Origin of the sequence: Stieleria sedimenti, assembly GCF_025060895.1 — a bacterium.
Lineage (GTDB): Bacteria > Planctomycetota > Planctomycetia > Pirellulales > Pirellulaceae > Stieleria > Stieleria sedimenti.
This window is the reverse complement of sequence record NZ_JANZKV010000247.1, coordinates 1-16494: the sequence shown is the minus strand read 5'-3', so window position 1 is coordinate 16494 and position 16494 is coordinate 1. Positions and strand designations below refer to the sequence as shown.

Genomic DNA, 16494 nt, shown 5'->3' with positions numbered 1-16494 from the left:
CCCTCTCTGGCGTTTGCTTGCTGCGCAAACGCCGTCTCTCCCAGCGGGAGAGAATCGAAATCGGTTGCCAAATCCTGCAGTAAAAGAATCGATGTCCAGAGGGAGAGTGACGAAAACCCTTTGAAATCAACGACTTAAAAACTGCACGACCTCTGTCCGGGAGGGTCGATCAGCCGGCAGCGAACAGGCCGGCAGCGAACAGGCCGGCAGCGAACAGGCCGGCAGCGAACAGGCCGGCAGCGAACAGGCCGGCAGCGAACAGGCCGGCAGCGGCCGCTTACAACACGTTCCGCACGACGCCGACGGCAACGCCGACGACCTTGGCGTCGTCGACATACAGCGGCGACATCTCGGCGTTGGCCGGCTGCAGCCGAATGCGTCCCTCTTCCGGGAACCAGAACTTTAGCGTCGAGTCTCCGCTGGGGAGCTCTGCCACCACCATCTGGCCCGGCTCAGCCGATTCCTGCTTTTGGATGACGACAAAATCGCCGTCTTGAATGTGCGCGTCGATCATCGAATCCCCCGACACCTGCAGGATGAAACGGTCGTTCTGGCAGAACATCCCGCTGAAATCCATCGTGTCGCTCTGCTCAAACGCCAATGCCGTCGTTCCGGCGGCAACCATTCCGGCCATCGGAAGACTGTGATTTTGACGATCCAGCTTGTCTGTCAATTCGATCGCACGCGATTTATTGGGGCTGCGGTGGATCAATCCCTTTCGCTCGAGCGCCCGTAAATGACACATCACCCCATTCGGGCTCTTGATGCCAAATGCCTCGCCGATCTCACGAACCGTTGGTCCATAGCCCCGGTTGAGAATTAACTCTCGAATCAACTCGTATACCCGCCGTTGGCGGTCGGTGAGTTGCTTGGTCCCCATTAGCCTTCTCAGTAAACGGTGTGATGTCGTCGCAGTGACAACATGAACAGTATAGGTGGTCCATTTGCCAAAGTCCATGAAACCCTATCACGGGCCAGACGGAGTATAGCAAGACCCCCGGCATAAAATCGTGCGGAATTGAACCAGAGCCGAAATGATTAGGAGCACATCTGTCCAATACCGTAGTGCTAATCGGCTTGCCGTTCGTTTTCCCGACGCCTCGCTGCCACCGAAGATAGATTTTCGTGGATCCGTCTGCATCGATCAGCCGCCGTTGGTGCGGCCGGATTTCGACTCCGATCGCCAAGCAGATGCCACAAACCACTGCACAGCAATACTTTACAGACACACCTCGGATTTCCGATGGCACGCGTTCTCGCCGCGGGCGACACTTTTTCCACGCCCCGGAAAACTCGCACAAAGCAGGCAGGTTTGACAACGGGCACGGCCAGATTCGAACCATGCGACCGGGAATTATTGCCCCAGTCGAATGATCGCCCGGGTCCAAAAAAAAAGCATCCGCAACTTGCTAGCAATCGGTTTGACTTGCGTGCTAGCAAACATAGAATCTCGCCCACTTGATGAACGCGACGTGAAGAAATCACGCCCCAACACCAATGTGTCCGCAAACGCTGCGGACTACACCACCGGGGGGTTTCGATTTTCACACCGAGGACTCAAGCCCCTCATCGATCCGGGAGGCTGAAATGCCACCCAGCGGAGCTAGGTTGGCTGCTTTTCTTGCCAACGCTTTGGCTGCTTTTCCGGCTCGATGGATTCCCCAAGAACACACCAACCCGATCGACACAGCACAACGATGCGTGGCCGCAAGTCCGTGTCGTCTGGTTGGTTCCCGACTGATCCCGCGAACATCCATGATGGAGGACTGCGCTCCCGGTATGTCCACACCGCACGGCTGCACCGATGACTCGGACGTCATCGCGACATTCAAGGAGGCTTTGAAGCAACGTGTGGGGCACGAGCGTTTCCAGATTTGGTTCTCGGGCGTTCGCTTTGTTCTGGAAGTCGCGGATCCGGTTGCCGGTTCCGTCGAACCCTCGCGATCGATCGTCGCCGTTGCTGCCGGACAGTTCGCCGCCGACCGCTTGAGCAATCACTATCTGGCAGCGATGCGTGGTGCCGCCGCCTCGGCTTGTGGAGCATCGACCACCGTCAGGGTCCATGTCGAGGATCGCCCCAAGCACCAAGCCGAGCTTCCGTTCGCCGAAGGGGACGCAAGCGATGCCAGCGGCATCGGCGAGCCGAGCGAAACTTCCCGCCCCGGGTCATCGGTGCGACAGGAACGCCGAACCGCGGGGAACGCTGGCGGATCGTCTGTGATGCGGAAGCCGCGGGGCGCCCAGTCGCTGCAAGCAATCCTGCGAGACGGCACCGATTCACGAAAGTCGCCGCGTCCGAAACGAACCACGACGGCACCGCGAGCGGCGGTCTCTGCCGCCGGCGATCTCGCCGGCGGGATGGCATCACCGGGGACGCAGGGAGAAGCCAAGCCATCGACCGACAAGACGGCCAATCACGGCTCCAACATGCGAAGCGAATGCAGTTGGGAAAACTTTGTCGGCGGGCAGTGCAACGAGCTGGCGCGAACCGCCTGCAAGATGGCCATCGAAAGCCCCGGTCTGGCGTCGCCCTTGGTTCTGTGGGGACCGCCGGGGTCCGGGAAGACGCACTTGTTGAGCGCCGTGGCTGGAAAACTCCGCGGTCTCCATCGCATGCGACGGGTCGTCTACCTGTCCGCTGAAGAATTCACCAATGACTTCATCAAAGCGCTCAACGGAAACTGTTTGCCCGCCTTTCGGTCCCGTTTTCGTGACGCCGATGCGCTGTTGATCGACGACATCCAATTCTTTGTCGAAAAGAAGGCCACGATTCGCGAACTCCACCACACCATCGAGATGCTTGCCGACGTCGGCAAACCCCTGGTGTTTGCCGGAACCAAGTCGCCCAATGAGATCAACGGGCTGGGCGGAGAACTTTCGGGGCGGTTGGCTTCGGGGCTGGTTTGCCAAGTCGAATCCCTGGACGCCCAAACACGGGTGCAGCTGCTCTCACGCTATGCCGAAGAACGTTGCTTGATCCCTTGGCCCGACGCGACGCTGCAAGAAATCGCATCGGTCGCCGGCGGTGACGGGCGACTGCTCAGCGGCATCGTCAATCTGGTCGCCCTGCTGCAACGGATGCACGGCCAAATGCCCTCGATGGATCAAATTCGTCAGCACGGCGCCCACCTGCTCCGCTCCTCCGGTGTCCCGATCACGCTCAACGCGATCGAACGCGCCGTCGAAAAAGTCTTTCAATTGGATTCCAAGTCGCTGCAGTCCGGTTCGCAAACCAAGTCGATCACCGAACCGCGAATGCTGGCGATGTACTTGGCCCGCGAAATGACCAGCAGCGCCTACTCCGAAATCGGCGGGCACTTCGGGGGACGCAGCCACAGCACCGCGATCCTGGCCAATCAGCGCGTCCGCCAATGGCTCGACGCAGGACGCAGCGTCGGCAGGGGGCAAGCCGCCCTCTCGACCGACGAAGCGATCCGCCGAATCGAATCGATGCTGAAAACGGGGTAAGCGGGAAGTTTCAGGTTTCAGGTTTCAGGTTTCAGGTTTCAGGTTTCAGGTTTCAGGTTTCAGGTTTCAGGTTCTATGAAACCACCCGATATTTTCTTGTCACCGATTTTCTTGTCTGATTCTCGTTTTCCACCATCCAATTTTCTGCCCCCAGTTTTCGTGCCAACTGCCAACTCACTTGAAATTGAAACTCGAAACTTAAAACCCGCAACTTGAAACTTTCGGCGAAACACCAGACACTGACCTCGCCTCTCATTCAGCGGACCTTTGCCGCTGCTTCTTCAAGACCTTCCAGGGATCGGAAACTTCATGGCTGACCAGAACGAACGTCCGTGGGACAAAAAGAAAAAGAAACCACTCTCGGCTGCCGAAATCCTTCAACGTCAGCCGCCCTATGACCTCGAAGCCGAAATGGGCGTGCTGGGCAGTATCCTGCTGTTGCCCGAAGTCTGTGACGACACCGCGTCCTTAAAAGCGGATGATTTCTACGGCGATGCCAATCGGATCTTGTACACGCACTTGCGTGACATGTACGACAACGGCGAGAAGATCGATGTGATGCTGCTCGTTTCCCGGCTGAAAACGTCGGACGAGTTTGACAAGATCGGTGGGGCCGCGTATCTGGCCAAGCTCTCCAACTCCGTGCCCAATGCCGCACACGCGGTCTACTATGCCGGCATCGTTTCCGAAAAAGCGGTCTACCGGAACCTGATCAACGCCAGCACCGAAATCCTCCGCGACGCCTACGACCAGGCCAGCGACGCGCGAGAACTCTGCGCCCAGGCCGAACAGAAAGTCTTCTCGATCATGGACGGGCGGTCGTCCAACTCCCTGCACTCGATGAACGACGTGCTGCACGCCGCGATGGACCGCATGGAAGCCCGCTTGCGCGGTGAAGTCACCGACGGGACCGTCGAAACCGGTCTGGCCGACTACGACACCATGACCGGCGGGTTGCACAACGGCGAACTGATCATTCTTGCCGCCCGACCCTCGATGGGAAAAACGGCGCTGGCGATGAACATCGCCGAACACGGCGCCATCGAAATGCGACAACCGGTGCTGTTTGTCAGCTTGGAAATGTCAGGCATCGAATTGGCCGACCGGATGCTCTGCTCACTCGCCCGCGTCAACGGTCACCGCCTGCGAAACGGAACGATCAGCGCCGAGGATCAAACCCGCTTGATCAACAAGGCCAACGAAATCAGCACCGCGCCGTTCTTCGTCGATGACTCCCCCAGCCGAACGGTCAGCGAAATCGCCGCGGCCGCACGACGGATCAAACGACGGCACGGCAGTCTCGGTTTGATCGTGATCGACTACCTGCAACTGATCGAACCGGATAACTCACGCGACCCCCGTCAAGAACAAGTCGCAAAAATCGCCCGACGTCTCAAAGGGATGGCGCGTGAACTGGGCGTTCCGATGTTGTGCCTGTCGCAATTGAATCGCCAGGCCGAAGACAGCAAAGACCATCGCCCCAAACTGAGCCACCTGCGCGAATCCGGGGCCATCGAGCAAGACGCCGACGTCGTGATGTTCGTCCACCGCGAAGAGTATTACCATCGCGGCGAAGAACGCGCCCAGTACGCCGGGCAAGCCGAAATCATCATCGCCAAACAGCGGAACGGCCCGGTCGGCGACGTGCAATTGACCTGGGAATCCGACTTCACCCGGTTCAGCAACCGCGCCCCCGAACACCACGATGAATTCAGCGACTACGCCGAGTTCACCGCGCCCGGCGGATTCTGATTGGACGGCGGCATCACCGGATCACCCATTGCTGATTGAAGTCCGCGCTAATGGGGTGCAACGCGTGCCCCGTCACTGGCGTGGATCCGTGTCTCCCGCCAGGCCGAGACTTCTTGCTGCGAGAAATGGTCAAAAAATGAGGTGGTCAAAAAATCTCAGCAACGGTTCTCCGCAAGCCGTGTGCCATCCACGGAGCCCCAATCTTTTGACCAATCAATCTTTTGACCAATCAATCTTTCCGCTGACGCTTCGCACGGGAACCACAACGCTTGCCTCCCGCGGAACGTGTCACTCGTCGGTCGGATCGGCCCGCAGGGTGAAGAACCCGAAGTGAATTCCGTCGGGCTCGTCGTATCCGAAAAAGCCGGTCGGTGCGAAATACTTTTCGAATTCCGAAAACGGTGGCAATTCATTTTGATCAAGCAACTCGGAGAACTTTCGCGCCACGATGTTGTTCTCTCCCGCGCGGCGAATCATGTTGCGTGAGTTCTCGTCTTTGGCCAAGTCATAGATCACGCGGATCCCCTGGGCTCCATCGATGAACGACAACAGAAACGGCGATTCCCCGTCCAGCTTGCCGCCCAATTCACTCGCCACGAGATCGTATTCCGGCAGTTCGACCAGACGCGGCAAGTTGCCGGCATCGGCCAACGCAGCCTTCTCCATGAACTGGGTGCTGTCGGCATAGATCAACCATTTCCCCAAGATCATGAAACTCGGTTCGGGACGTCGCATGTTCTGTGGGAAATTATCGCCGGGGCCACGAAGCCGATAAACGACGTGCCCGCTGATCGAATCGACCTTCATTTGATTCGGCATGCGGTCCCGGATCTGCGCCAAATTGGATTTGGTTTTGAGGGCGTCTTTCATCTCGATCGCCAGCACGTTGACACCGCTGTTGAAGCGAATCGGCTTTTCCATCCATGTCACACGCACCAACCGGCCCGTCATGTTCTGCAGCAAGTCTTCGCGCAGCTTCACGCCCAGGCGTTTCTCGATCGGCGCCTCGGCGATTTCTTTCAAGGCGTCGGTTCGCTGTTGCAATTTGTCGATCACCTTGCCGACGTTGTCATACGCTTTCTCAAAATCCCAATTGATCGACGTGTAACCGGCCACGGAATCAGGCACCCAGTTGGGCGGGGTGGTGTCGCCGGTTTCGGGCCGCAACACGCCCAGCACCCCGTCGCGCGGCGGATCGATTTTGATGTGGTAGTGCGCGATCCCCTCAAACGCGTCGCCGCCGGAAAACGAGCTGCCGCCGATCCCGCCGATGCGATTTGCGCCCAGGTCCTGGATCACCGGCCAAATGAATCCGGCCGTCAACGATCCGCTGCGTTTGATGATTCGATCGACGATCGCGTGCGGATCGACGAAGAACGTCAGTTGGGGGCGAGTGTCTTCGGCACCGATACAGCGTGATATGATCGTTCCAAATTTCGCGTTGTCGGCCAACGTCGGTTCATCGTTTTTGTCCAACCAGTGATTGAGCACATCTTGTGCGGTCGAATGCCCGACCCCGATCACCAAGGTTCCGTCTTTCTCAAAAAACTCGATCGGTTGCTGGCCGAAACGCCCGGGCAATAGCCGGGTGACTTCGGTCGCTCCGATTTCACGGATACGGCGGACATACCGGCCCTGCAAGACCTGCTCTTCGAATCGTTCGACGATCGCCATCAATTGATCGATATTCTCGTCCGCATCGATGATCAATGTTCCGCCGAACGAATACAACTCGCGCCGCTTCTGACGTTCCCGGCGTTGTTCCAGCTCCGTCTGGTCTTCGTTTTCTCGGGCCTGAATCTCCGGTTTCTCGTCCTCCTCCAGCGGCTTGACCGGATGGATCGCAAACGCGACTTGGCCGTGCGGAATCGAGAGCAACTCATCCAGATTGACGCCGACCCGATCGCTGATTTGATCGAACAAGTCGCGCGCGGTCGCGTAAAACTGATCCGCAAACGGCCTCATTTTCGGATCGTTGATCATCTTGCTGATCGACGTCTTGTCCATCTGTTTCCGCAAGTCATCGGCACTGTCCAGACGAATGTAGACGAGTGTATCACTTGGTAACAAACGTGGTGCGCCGGGGGCGTCGTCCGCGGCCGACTTGCTGTCGTCGGCCGCGGAAACCGGAGCGGCAGCCAACATCAAACAAACAAATGCCGAAGCGAACACCGGCAACGTGGCGCGAAAAACGGAGACGGGAGAAGAGATCGACATCGATTTCGTCTTTGGTTGAGGGGAAAAAACGCCCGTGAATTCGTTCAAAACAGGGAAAAATCGTTTCAGGGCAAACGACAGCTGCTGCGGTCCGGCCGGCCCGGTCGCCACCCAGCGCACCGCTGCCGACAGGCAAGTGCGGGCTGGACATGACGGATGATTCGATTCTCCGGGCTCGATCTTGGTTGACAACCCACGAAGTGTACTCGGCAGAAACCGAAACGTTTGGAGGCGCCGATGGTTAGACTAACGTAACAGATCAAGAAATCTGGTTGCCCATCTTTTGTCCAAGGTTCCGTCATGGTCTCACCGAATCGAATCACTCGGTTTTGTCGTTCGCTTTCGATCGTTTTGCTGGCCGCCGTTTTCGCCGCCAGCGGTGGATCCGCACAAGCACAGGATGGGGCCGAAGACACCGGCGGGACCCAGTTTCAAGGTGCCGAGCCGGACTTGAGTGTGTTCGAGGGAATCGAACGAGGCGACTCGATCGGCACGTCCACCACCCAGGGGTTTGGAATCGCAGCCGAAGGCGGCGGAACGGCCGGACGAACCACCGGCGGGGCCGGTGGCGGCGGGTTTGGTGGCGGTGGACTGGGAGGATTGTTCGGCGCACTCGGCGGAGCCTTCGGAGGCCAGGGAACCTCAAGTCAAAAACCGATCATCCGTGTTCGATTGCGATCGGCGATCGAGGTGCCACCGCGGGCCGCCAGCGAAGTTCAACAATCCGCCCGGCGAGCGCTGAACAGCCTGCCGCCGAGCAGTCGCATTCGCGGCGTCAACGTCACCATGAACGGACCAACCGCAATCCTCAGCGGGACCGTCGCCAGCGAGAAAGATCGCCGCATGAGCGAACTGCTGATGCGATTGGAACCCGGCGTCAAACAAGTCGACAATCAAGTCGTCGTCGATGCGGCCGGGAATTGAAGTCACCCTCTCGCTGAGCATTGGTGGTAAACTATCCGAAGACACCTTCCTTGGCGGCAAACAATCACATGGTCCCCAAAAGAATGCGATGGATAAGAATGAAAAGGCCAAGTACGAGACACGCGCCAAGGTGCTCAAAGCCTTGGCTCATCCCGCACGGTTGAAACTCGTGGATGTGCTGTCAGAGGACGACCAGGTGTGCGTCTGCGACCTCACCGAGGCGATCGGCACCGACATGTCCACCGTTTCCCGTCACCTGACTCAGCTGAAGAATGCGGGGATTGTGGAAAGTGAAAAACGCGGCCAAATGGTCTTCTACCGGCTGCGCGTCAAGTGTTTGAAGCAATTGTTCGGATGCATTGAGTCGGTGGTGAAGTGCCACGTCGACCACCAACTGAACGTGCTCTCTTAAACGCGTTCTTCTTTGGCCCTACATTTGCATAGTTGTGCAACTACGCAACTGCAAATCGGGGTTCTAAAATGAAACGAGAATGGAAAATCTTCGCCGCGCTCCAGCCAGTCTTCCTGTTTGCCTACTTCGTCCCGTTGGCGACGCCACAATTTGATGCCGCCGCGGACCCGCTGGCCACCAAAGTGACCGGGGCGATCGTGGAGGCCTTCTTGCTGTTGCAGTGGTATGCCCGCAACCACACGCTGGCGTGTGTCTTGCCGGCGCTGTTCATCGCGGGAGCGATCACGACGTTTCTTTCCAAAGAGGCGGTGGTCAAACACTTGGGACCGAAGGCGAACAAGACGGAAGCCTACTCTTCAACCAACCTCCTTCAACAGTAAAAGGAATGATCATGACCACGATTCAAATTCTCGGAACCGGATGCAGAAAATGTGCGGCACTGAAAGAAAACGCCGAGACCGCGGTGAAACAAGCCAACCTTCAAGCGGACGTTGAAAAGATCGAAGACATCAACGAGATCGTCAAGTTTGGAGTGATGAGTACTCCGGCACTGGCGATTGATGGTCAAGTCAAGTTCGTCGGCAAGATTCCATCACCCGAGGAAATCATCCAAGTCCTACCGCAATAGCGCATCGAAACCTATTTCGTCATGCGTCAAACCTTTCAAGTCAAACTCTCCGCCGTCATGGAAAAAATCCGCCCTGCGTGACCTTCGCGCCGGGGCATTCACGAACCGACCAAGGATTGGAACTGTGGACCTCAAAACATCACTCTCCATTGCATTGCTCTCGTTTTTCTCCGCGACGATCGTGGTCCTGATTGCACGTTCACTCGATAACCAGGCGATTCGATCGATTGAACCTCAACTGACCCGCATCGCCGACCAACTGGAGGCGTTGAACTCTTCGGGACCGTTGACCGCAGGGCCGATCGCCGATGCGAGCACCATCGATCCTCAAGATGGCGTAATCGTCAACTATTTCTTCAGCAACACCCGATGCACCACCTGTCGTGCGATTGAGTCTCAAACATTGGCAGTCGTGCAGTCGGAGTTCGCCGCCGAACTACAAGACGGAACGGTTGCCTGGAAGACACTGAACTACGAAGACGACGAGCATTCGCATCTCGCCGAACAGTTCGAGATTGTCATGCCGGTTGTGGTTCTGACGCGCATGCAACACGGTGAGCCGGCGGAATGGAAACGGCTCGATCAGGTCTGGGGCCTGGTCAACGACAAAGAAGCATTTGCGACGTTGATTCAACAGGAAATCGACGGATTGCTGGACGCTGCCAATGATGCCGCCGTCGCAGCTGACAAATCAGCATCAAGACCAAACACTGCGGCAGATGAAACGACGGAAGACGAGACGCTTGTTGACCTGCCGTTGCCCGAATAATCCTTCCTTGACTCGATACCGATGGGAGTGTGTCATGTTGCGCATCCTTGTTTTTTGTGCGGTCGCATTTGCGAGCCATTTTGCTTTGCAGGCTCAAGCCCCCGATCCGCCGGCTGACCGTGTCGTGGCGATGTATTTCCACCGCACCGAACGTTGTCCGACATGCAAGATGATGGGCAGCTATTCCGAGGAGGCGGTCAAGAAGGGCTTCCCGGACCAAGTAGAGAGCCGGTCGGTGGAATTTCGCTACATTGATTATGAGCAGCCGAAGAATGCGCAACTCGCCAAGGCTTACAAAGTGAAAGGTCCGGCGCTGATCATTGCCGACGTGAAGGAAAACAAAGTCAACGAGTACAAGGACCTGAAGGACATCTGGGTGAAGGTGCGAAAGAAACCGGAATTCATCCAGTACGTGCGAACCAGCATCCAAGCGTATCTGAACTGATCGTCTGTTGCTGAAACGAAGAGCCAAGAGATCGGAACCATGTTGACGTACTCGATCTACGCGATCGCCGCTTTGTATCTCGGTGTGCTGACCTCAATCAGCCCCTGCCCCTTAGCGACCAATATTGCGGCCATTTCGTACATCGGCAGCAAAGTTGAGAACTCAAAGAGCGTGATTCATGCCGGCGTGCTCTACACGATCGGACGCTGTCTGCTGTATGTGACCTTGGCAGGGTTGTTGACTTGGACCAGTCTGTCCATCCCGATGGTTTCGTTGCTTTTGCAAAAGTACATGCATCTGCTGCTTGGTCCGATCTTCCTGCTGCTCGGGATGCTATTGGCTGGAATCGTGTCGATCAGTTTCGGAGGCGGGTTGCTCAACGAGGGCATGCAACGCCGCGTCGACTCGATGGGACTCTGGGGAGCACTCTTGTTGGGTGCTCTGTTTGCAATGTCCTTCTGTCCGACCTCCGCTGCATGGTTCTTCGGCCTGCTGGCGTTAACACTCGGCTCGGATTCCGGGGCGATCACCAGCGTGCTGACACGAATCGGATTGAGCCTTCCCGACGGGACGGTGCCGGGAGGATCGTTGGTATTGCCGTTTGTCTACGGAATCGGCACCGGGTTGCCCGTCATTCTGGTCGCTTTCCTGTTGGCGTTCAGCGCGAACGCCGTCGGCACCACCTACAAAGTGCTTGGCAAGATTGAATGGTGGGCGCGGATGACGACCGGATGGATCTTCATTTCGCTGGGCGTCTATTTTTCATTGGTCTATGTGTTTGCTTAAGAGGTCTACCCCGTCGCAAGTCAGCTTGCCTCGTCCGAGCGACCCTGTCCAGCCAGATCCGGTTGACACGATTCGCCTTCGCTGGCAGATTCGGCCGGGAACCAGCCTTTCGTCTTGACGCAGAACCTGACCAGGCCCAGCATCAAAGGCACTTCGATCAACACACCGACAACGGTCGCAAGCGCTGCCCCGGAGGACAATCCGTACAACATCGTGGCCGTCGCGATCGCGACTTCAAAATGATTCGACGCGCCGATCATCGCTGTCGGCGCAGCGGACTCGTACGTGAATCCCATCGCTTTACTGATGCCGTAGCCGAGCGCAAAGATCACCAGCGTCTGAATCGTCAACGGAATGGCAATCCAAAGAATCGTCAGCGGGTTCTCAACAATGGTTTCGCCTTTGAAGGAAAACAACAACACCAACGTGGCCAGCAGTGCTGTGATCGTGATCGGCGTCAAGAAGTGCAAGAACTTGTCGCGAAACCAGACCTCTCCCCTAGTGGCGATCAGCCATTTGCGTGAGAGGTATCCGGCCGCCAACGGTAGCGCGACATAAACGCCGATCGACAACAACAACGCTTGCCACGGAACCGGAAGCTGTCCGACGCCGAGCAGAAATCCGCCCAACACGCCGTACAGCACGAGCATCGTCAGGGAATTGATCGCGACCATCACCAGCGTGTGTCCGTCGTTGCCCTTCGCCAAAAACCCCCAAACCAAAACCATCGCGGTGCAGGGTGCGATGCCCAGCAGAATGCAGCCCGCCAAGTAACTGCGCCACAGCGGAACCTTCAACATCGTCACGCCGTCGACCAGCACCGCCTCGCCGGCACCATACGTTGCGCCGACCTCAAGATCGCTCCCCAAGGGGGCTTTCACATAATCAACCGCGTCGGGACCGATGAATCCGAGGAACAAGGTGCCGAGAAAGAAACTGGCGATCGCGTACATCGTGAACGGCTTGATCGCCCAGTTGAGAAACAACGTCAGACCCACCGGGCGAATCGCTTTGCCCGCTTTCACGACTTCGCCGAAGTCGATCTTGACCATGATCGGGTACATCATGAAGAACAGGCAGACCGCGATGGGAATCGAAATCACCGGGGCACCCTTCACACCAATCGCCATCCCATCGAGTGACTTGGCGATCCCGGGAGCGAGCTTGCCGAGGCCGATTCCGGCCACGATACACAGCCCCACCCAGACGGTCAGGTAGCGTTCAAAGAAGCTGATGCCCGCTTTCTCCGTGGGGCAGGTTTCGGGATCGTTCATTTCCGTGTCTTCCATCAAGTGACCCTCTATCGTTTATCTGCGATGAACGATAGAACCGTTTCGGGCCTTTGTCAATGACGGAACGCCCCTCAAAACGAATGGGTCAACGGCGCCAGCCCTATGCCACCTCATTTGGCCCGACCGCTAAATCGAGAAGGGAACATGAATCACCCTGGCTCCCCTCTCCCCCGATTCCTGGCGAGCCTAAGCGAGTCAGGAATTGGGGGAGAGGGGCTGGGGGTGAGGGGCTCAGCATTGAGACGCTTCACATCGATTGACGTGCTAAATCGCAGATCATTTTGAGGCGTGATTATTGTCGGGTTTCACCGCTAGGGTATCAAGTATCGCCTTCGGGTCTTCTCTGCTCGTCTGCATCACGATGGATTGGAATCCCCCTCACCGAACCTCCTCCCCCGCTCCCAGACGCTCCGCAGGATGACCCAGCCCGCCTGGATCACGATCGCAAACACGACCGTGGCCGCTCCGATCGGAGTCTGCGCTTCGCCGGGGCTCCACTCCCTCAGAAAGATCGTCAAGAAACATCCGATCGACATCGCGATCATCATGGCGCTGAGGATCCAAAACCCACGCAGATCGGTTCGTCTGGAAAGGATCGCCAAGACGATCGCAAACAGCGACAACAGTGGACCGCTGACGACGATCGACTCGATGTCGTACACCGCACAGGCCGAAGCGACGGGCGCCCCGATCAACACCAGCGCAGCAAACCCTACGGCAAATCGCAATCGCCGCGGCCGGAATTCACCTTGCAAGGGTGGCGGTGACGGAGCGTTCTGTGGCGCCGCGTAGGGGTTGATTTCCGATCCCATCCAAATGGCTATTCATGACGCAGGGCTTCGATCGGGCTCATGTAGGCCGCTCGCCGCGCCGGATAGACCCCAAAAATCAATCCGACGCCGAGTGAGATGAACAGCGACAACAGCACCGACCACAACGCAATTCGAGGCTCGAGAGTATAAACGATCTCGGGCAAGATGTCCGGTGAAACCGTTGCCACGATCGAGCGTAGCGCGCGAAAGATCGGTCCGCACAGGAGCCCGCACAGCACGCCCAACAGACCACCGCTTCCGGTCAGCACCAACGTCTCGGTCAAGAACTGTTGAATGATGTCGACGCGTCTGGCCCCCAAGGCCCGGCGGATCCCGATCTCACGCGTCCGTTCGGTCACCGTCGCCAACATGATGTTCATGATCCCGATCCCGCCGACCAACAACGAAATCCCCGCGATCACCACCAACAAGACGTTGAACATCGTCCGCGTTCGTTCGGCCTGACGCAACAGTTCCTTGGGAACGACGACGGCGAAGTCTTCTTGCTCGTGGTAGGTTTCCAACAAGTGCTTGACGATCGCGGCAGTGACGTCGACGTCTTTGATGTCACGCACCGACAGCGTGATCTGCGTCAATTCGACGATCTCGCCTTTGAAATTAAACCCTTCGCCGGTCCGCGTCATGATTTGGTCCCCCACCCGATGCTGAAACGTTTTCAGCGGGATGTAGGCATCGCTGCTGTATTCACGTGCATCGAGTGATCCGCCGACCGCGGCTGAAGCTTCGCGTGGTTTGGTTTGCCCGATCACCCGGTAGACATCGCTTTCGACGCGCACTTTCTGGCCGATCGGGTCTTCCTGTGGGAAGAGCCGCTTGGCCGTCCCGTCGGCCAGGACCACCACGTTTTCGCGGTCATCCCGCTCATTGATCCAACGCCCACGGGCGATCTCCAATCGATTCAGTTCCAAGTGTTCCGGCGTGCATCCGACCAACTTGGCGTCCATCCGCCGCCCACGAACCATGAATTCGCGACGCAGTTCGCGGATCGGCACCGACGTTTCGATCGTCGGCACATTGGACAGAATGCGGCGATAGTCGGCCCGCGTGACGCCATACGTTTTGACGCGTTCGTCGGCGTCTTCGCTCGACCGTGGCTCGATGGTGCGGACGATGATGTTCTTGGCGCCCAATTGCAAAATCTGTTGCTGGGCGTCATAGCTGACGCCCTCGCCCATCGCGACCAACCAGATCACGGTCGTGGTGCCGATGAAAATCCCCAACGCCGCGAGCGCCGAACGCAGCTTCTGGACCATCAGACTTTTGAAGCCCAGCTTTAGCGTTTGCGTGAATTTGCCCATTTCGTTTCAGCCTCGATCACGTTCCGGGAGCGGGCTCAGACGCAGACGGCTCAGACGCAGACGGCTCAGACGCAGACGGCTCAGACGCAGACGGCTTGGGCGCAGACGGCTTGGGCGACTCGGAATCCTGCTTCACGATGCCCGCCAACTCCTCGGCATCTTGCTCGCCCGCGTTCGCCGGACGCAAGGCTTGCTGCTGCGCTTCATCAACATAGGCCAACGGATCCAACACCACTTTCTCGCCCTCGGCCAGCCCAGCGGTGACAATGGTGAACTCGTCATTGGTGTCGCCCAATTGGATCAGACGACGGGTCACCTTGCCGCGTTCTTCGACCCAGCAAAAAAACTGTCCGTCGCTTTCCAAGATGCTCGCGACGGGAACGGTCAGCACGTCGTTGTGCTCGGCCAGCACGACATCGACGATCGCACTCATGCCCGGCTTCAGCCCTTCGCGTTGTTGCAATTTGATGATCGTGTCGTATTTCACCAGGTTGCCCGTCCACCAACCCGCCGGCTTGGTGACTTCGGCAATCTCACTGACTTCGCCGACCAGCTGGACGTCCTGCAACTCGATTTTCGCAGGCATGCCGACCTTCAAACGATCCACTTTCGATTCATGGATCCCGACCTTCACCTGCATTTGACTGACATCGGGAATCACCAACAGCGTTTGCTGCTCGCGCACCACAGCCCCTTCTTCGATATCCGGCGTTGATTTCCAGTCTGCCATGGACGGAAAAATCACCATCCCACCGATCTCCGCGGTGATCGTGCAGTTCTTCAGCTGTTCCTTTTCACGTTCCAAGCGGGCTTGTTCGAGTCGCAGTGACGCGTCGAAGGATGCTAGCCGCGCCTTGGCCGCCCGCAAGTTGCTCTCCAATGTCTGCAACTCCTTCTGCTTCTTGTACTTTTCAAGCGCCATCAACTTGGTCTGTTTCAATTCCAACGCTTTGCGAGCCGATTCGACGGCAAATTTTTCGCCCTGCAATTGAAGCGTCTTGATCAAACCCTTGGCGGCCATCCGAACGTTGGACTCGTAACTCAGCTCGGCCTGCTTGAGCGCTTGCTCGGCATCAAAGATCTCTTTCTCGATCGTGCTTCGTTCTTCGATGAACGTCCCTTCCAGGTATTCCGTGATGCTCGTTTCCGCGACCGCCACGTCACTTTCGGCGGTGATTTTGTTGGCCAGCGCGTTCTCGTAGATGATTTCCTGGGCCAAAATGTTGTCTTCGATCTGTGACGTGTCCAATCGCACCAGTTCTTCGCCGGGCTTGACGATCGTTCCGGTCTCAATCACCCACAGGACCGTGCTGCCGCCCTTGACCATGCACTTGATTTCTTCGTTGTTGCTGCTTTCGACCGTCCCATTCTCAGTTACCGTGACCGCCAGTTGGCCGCGTGAGACGCGGTGGGTCAGAATGGACGACTCGACGTCACGATCGAGTGTGCTGGTCGCAAACGTGGTGACGGCGCCGACTGCCCCCAGCAAGACGAGAGCGATCAACGCTCGTCGCCCCCAGATCGAAACAGATGAAATCGGATGGGCCATTAGACAGTCGCGGGAGGTGGGTGCGGATTCCAGGGAACGGATGGATTGTTAGAGAACTGCTGCGGAGAAAGGGCAATTACGAATGGCATGAGTGTTGGTGCGCAGGCTTTAGCCCAATACC

General features: G+C 57.6%; 15 protein-coding genes. 9 read left to right on the top strand and 6 right to left on the bottom strand.

Going from position 1 to position 16494, the window contains the following annotated elements; translation table 11 throughout:
• Nucleotides 1-277: 277 nt before the first annotated feature.
• Complete coding sequence (gene lexA / locus NZK35_RS27925) at nucleotides 278-880, bottom strand: transcriptional repressor LexA (protein ID WP_259635814.1); 603 nt, start codon at nucleotides 878-880, stop codon at nucleotides 278-280.
• An 899-nt stretch (nucleotides 881-1779) separates the two neighbouring features.
• On the opposite strand from lexA, the gene NZK35_RS27920 reads away from it, so the two are divergent.
• Both NZK35_RS27920 and dnaB read left to right on the top strand, forming a co-directional pair.
• Nucleotides 1780-3468, top strand: a complete 1689-nt coding sequence (locus tag NZK35_RS27920) for a DnaA ATPase domain-containing protein (RefSeq protein WP_259635813.1) — start codon at nucleotides 1780-1782, stop codon at nucleotides 3466-3468.
• Between the two features lie 309 nt (nucleotides 3469-3777).
• Nucleotides 3778-5220, top strand: a complete 1443-nt coding sequence (gene dnaB, locus NZK35_RS27915) for a replicative DNA helicase (RefSeq protein ID WP_259635812.1) — start codon at nucleotides 3778-3780, stop codon at nucleotides 5218-5220.
• A 288-nt stretch (nucleotides 5221-5508) separates the two neighbouring features.
• On the opposite strand, the gene NZK35_RS27910 is transcribed toward dnaB, so the two are convergent.
• Nucleotides 5509-7437, bottom strand: a complete 1929-nt coding sequence (locus NZK35_RS27910) for a DUF3352 domain-containing protein (RefSeq protein ID WP_259635811.1) — start codon at nucleotides 7435-7437, stop codon at nucleotides 5509-5511.
• A gap of 300 nt (nucleotides 7438-7737) precedes the next feature.
• Between NZK35_RS27910 and NZK35_RS27905 the strand changes: the two genes are divergently transcribed.
• The 7 genes from NZK35_RS27905 (at nucleotide 7738) to NZK35_RS27875 (ending at nucleotide 11401) form a co-directional block, all read left to right on the top strand.
• The gene (locus NZK35_RS27905; protein WP_259635810.1) at nucleotides 7738-8361 is read left to right on the top strand and encodes a BON domain-containing protein; all 624 of its coding nucleotides are present in this window, start codon (nucleotides 7738-7740) and stop codon (nucleotides 8359-8361) included.
• 88 nt (nucleotides 8362-8449) lie between these two features.
• Nucleotides 8450-8773: an ArsR/SmtB family transcription factor gene (locus NZK35_RS27900; RefSeq protein WP_259635809.1), complete on the top strand. Its 324-nt coding sequence runs from the start codon at nucleotides 8450-8452 to the stop codon at nucleotides 8771-8773.
• Between the two features lie 68 nt (nucleotides 8774-8841).
• Nucleotides 8842-9153, top strand: a complete 312-nt coding sequence (locus NZK35_RS27895) for a permease (RefSeq protein WP_259635808.1) — start codon at nucleotides 8842-8844, stop codon at nucleotides 9151-9153.
• 11 nt (nucleotides 9154-9164) lie between these two features.
• Complete coding sequence (locus tag NZK35_RS27890; protein ID WP_259635807.1) at nucleotides 9165-9401, top strand: thioredoxin family protein; 237 nt, start codon at nucleotides 9165-9167, stop codon at nucleotides 9399-9401.
• 124 nt (nucleotides 9402-9525) lie between these two features.
• The gene (locus tag NZK35_RS27885) at nucleotides 9526-10170 is read left to right on the top strand and encodes a nitrophenyl compound nitroreductase subunit ArsF family protein (protein WP_259635806.1); all 645 of its coding nucleotides are present in this window, start codon (nucleotides 9526-9528) and stop codon (nucleotides 10168-10170) included.
• Between the two features lie 34 nt (nucleotides 10171-10204).
• Entirely contained in the window at nucleotides 10205-10615 is a 411-nt protein-coding gene (locus NZK35_RS27880) for a nitrophenyl compound nitroreductase subunit ArsF family protein (RefSeq protein WP_259635805.1), read from the top strand.
• A gap of 39 nt (nucleotides 10616-10654) precedes the next feature.
• Complete coding sequence (locus NZK35_RS27875; RefSeq protein WP_259635804.1) at nucleotides 10655-11401, top strand: aromatic aminobenezylarsenical efflux permease ArsG family transporter; 747 nt, start codon at nucleotides 10655-10657, stop codon at nucleotides 11399-11401.
• A 20-nt stretch (nucleotides 11402-11421) separates the two neighbouring features.
• On the opposite strand, the gene arsB is transcribed toward NZK35_RS27875, so the two are convergent.
• From arsB to NZK35_RS27855, 4 genes are all read right to left on the bottom strand, one after another.
• Nucleotides 11422-12690 (bottom strand): ACR3 family arsenite efflux transporter, encoded by a 1269-nt coding sequence (gene arsB / locus NZK35_RS27870; RefSeq protein WP_407699843.1) that lies wholly within the window; start codon nucleotides 12688-12690, stop codon nucleotides 11422-11424.
• Nucleotides 12691-13049: 359 nt separating this feature from the next.
• Nucleotides 13050-13505 carry a hypothetical protein gene (locus NZK35_RS27865; protein ID WP_259635803.1) on the bottom strand — a complete coding sequence of 152 codons (456 nt, stop codon included), beginning with the start codon at nucleotides 13503-13505 and terminating at the stop codon, nucleotides 13050-13052.
• An 8-nt stretch (nucleotides 13506-13513) separates the two neighbouring features.
• Complete coding sequence (locus tag NZK35_RS27860) at nucleotides 13514-14824, bottom strand: ABC transporter permease (protein ID WP_259635802.1); 1311 nt, start codon at nucleotides 14822-14824, stop codon at nucleotides 13514-13516.
• A 16-nt stretch (nucleotides 14825-14840) separates the two neighbouring features.
• Complete coding sequence (locus NZK35_RS27855) at nucleotides 14841-16373, bottom strand: efflux RND transporter periplasmic adaptor subunit (protein ID WP_259635801.1); 1533 nt, start codon at nucleotides 16371-16373, stop codon at nucleotides 14841-14843.
• Nucleotides 16374-16494: the final 121 nt, after the last annotated feature.

What these genes read in the sequence shown, in the direction of transcription:
- lexA (WP_259635814.1), bottom strand. Translation starts at nt 880, where the DNA reads ATGGGGACCAAGCAACTCACCGACCGCCAACGGCGGGTATACGAGTTG.
- NZK35_RS27920 (WP_259635813.1), top strand. Translation starts at nt 1,780, where the DNA reads ATGTCCACACCGCACGGCTGCACCGATGACTCGGACGTCATCGCGACA.
- dnaB (WP_259635812.1), top strand. Translation starts at nt 3,778, where the DNA reads ATGGCTGACCAGAACGAACGTCCGTGGGACAAAAAGAAAAAGAAACCA.
- NZK35_RS27910 (WP_259635811.1), bottom strand. Translation starts at nt 7,437, where the DNA reads ATGTCGATCTCTTCTCCCGTCTCCGTTTTTCGCGCCACGTTGCCGGTG.
- NZK35_RS27905 (WP_259635810.1), top strand. Translation starts at nt 7,738, where the DNA reads ATGGTCTCACCGAATCGAATCACTCGGTTTTGTCGTTCGCTTTCGATC.
- NZK35_RS27900 (WP_259635809.1), top strand. Translation starts at nt 8,450, where the DNA reads ATGGATAAGAATGAAAAGGCCAAGTACGAGACACGCGCCAAGGTGCTC.
- NZK35_RS27895 (WP_259635808.1), top strand. Translation starts at nt 8,842, where the DNA reads ATGAAACGAGAATGGAAAATCTTCGCCGCGCTCCAGCCAGTCTTCCTG.
- NZK35_RS27890 (WP_259635807.1), top strand. Translation starts at nt 9,165, where the DNA reads ATGACCACGATTCAAATTCTCGGAACCGGATGCAGAAAATGTGCGGCA.
- NZK35_RS27880 (WP_259635805.1), top strand. Translation starts at nt 10,205, where the DNA reads ATGTTGCGCATCCTTGTTTTTTGTGCGGTCGCATTTGCGAGCCATTTT.
- NZK35_RS27875 (WP_259635804.1), top strand. Translation starts at nt 10,655, where the DNA reads ATGTTGACGTACTCGATCTACGCGATCGCCGCTTTGTATCTCGGTGTG.
- arsB (WP_407699843.1), bottom strand. Translation starts at nt 12,690, where the DNA reads ATGGAAGACACGGAAATGAACGATCCCGAAACCTGCCCCACGGAGAAA.
- NZK35_RS27865 (WP_259635803.1), bottom strand. Translation starts at nt 13,505, where the DNA reads ATGGGATCGGAAATCAACCCCTACGCGGCGCCACAGAACGCTCCGTCA.
- NZK35_RS27860 (WP_259635802.1), bottom strand. Translation starts at nt 14,824, where the DNA reads ATGGGCAAATTCACGCAAACGCTAAAGCTGGGCTTCAAAAGTCTGATG.
- NZK35_RS27855 (WP_259635801.1), bottom strand. Translation starts at nt 16,373, where the DNA reads ATGGCCCATCCGATTTCATCTGTTTCGATCTGGGGGCGACGAGCGTTG.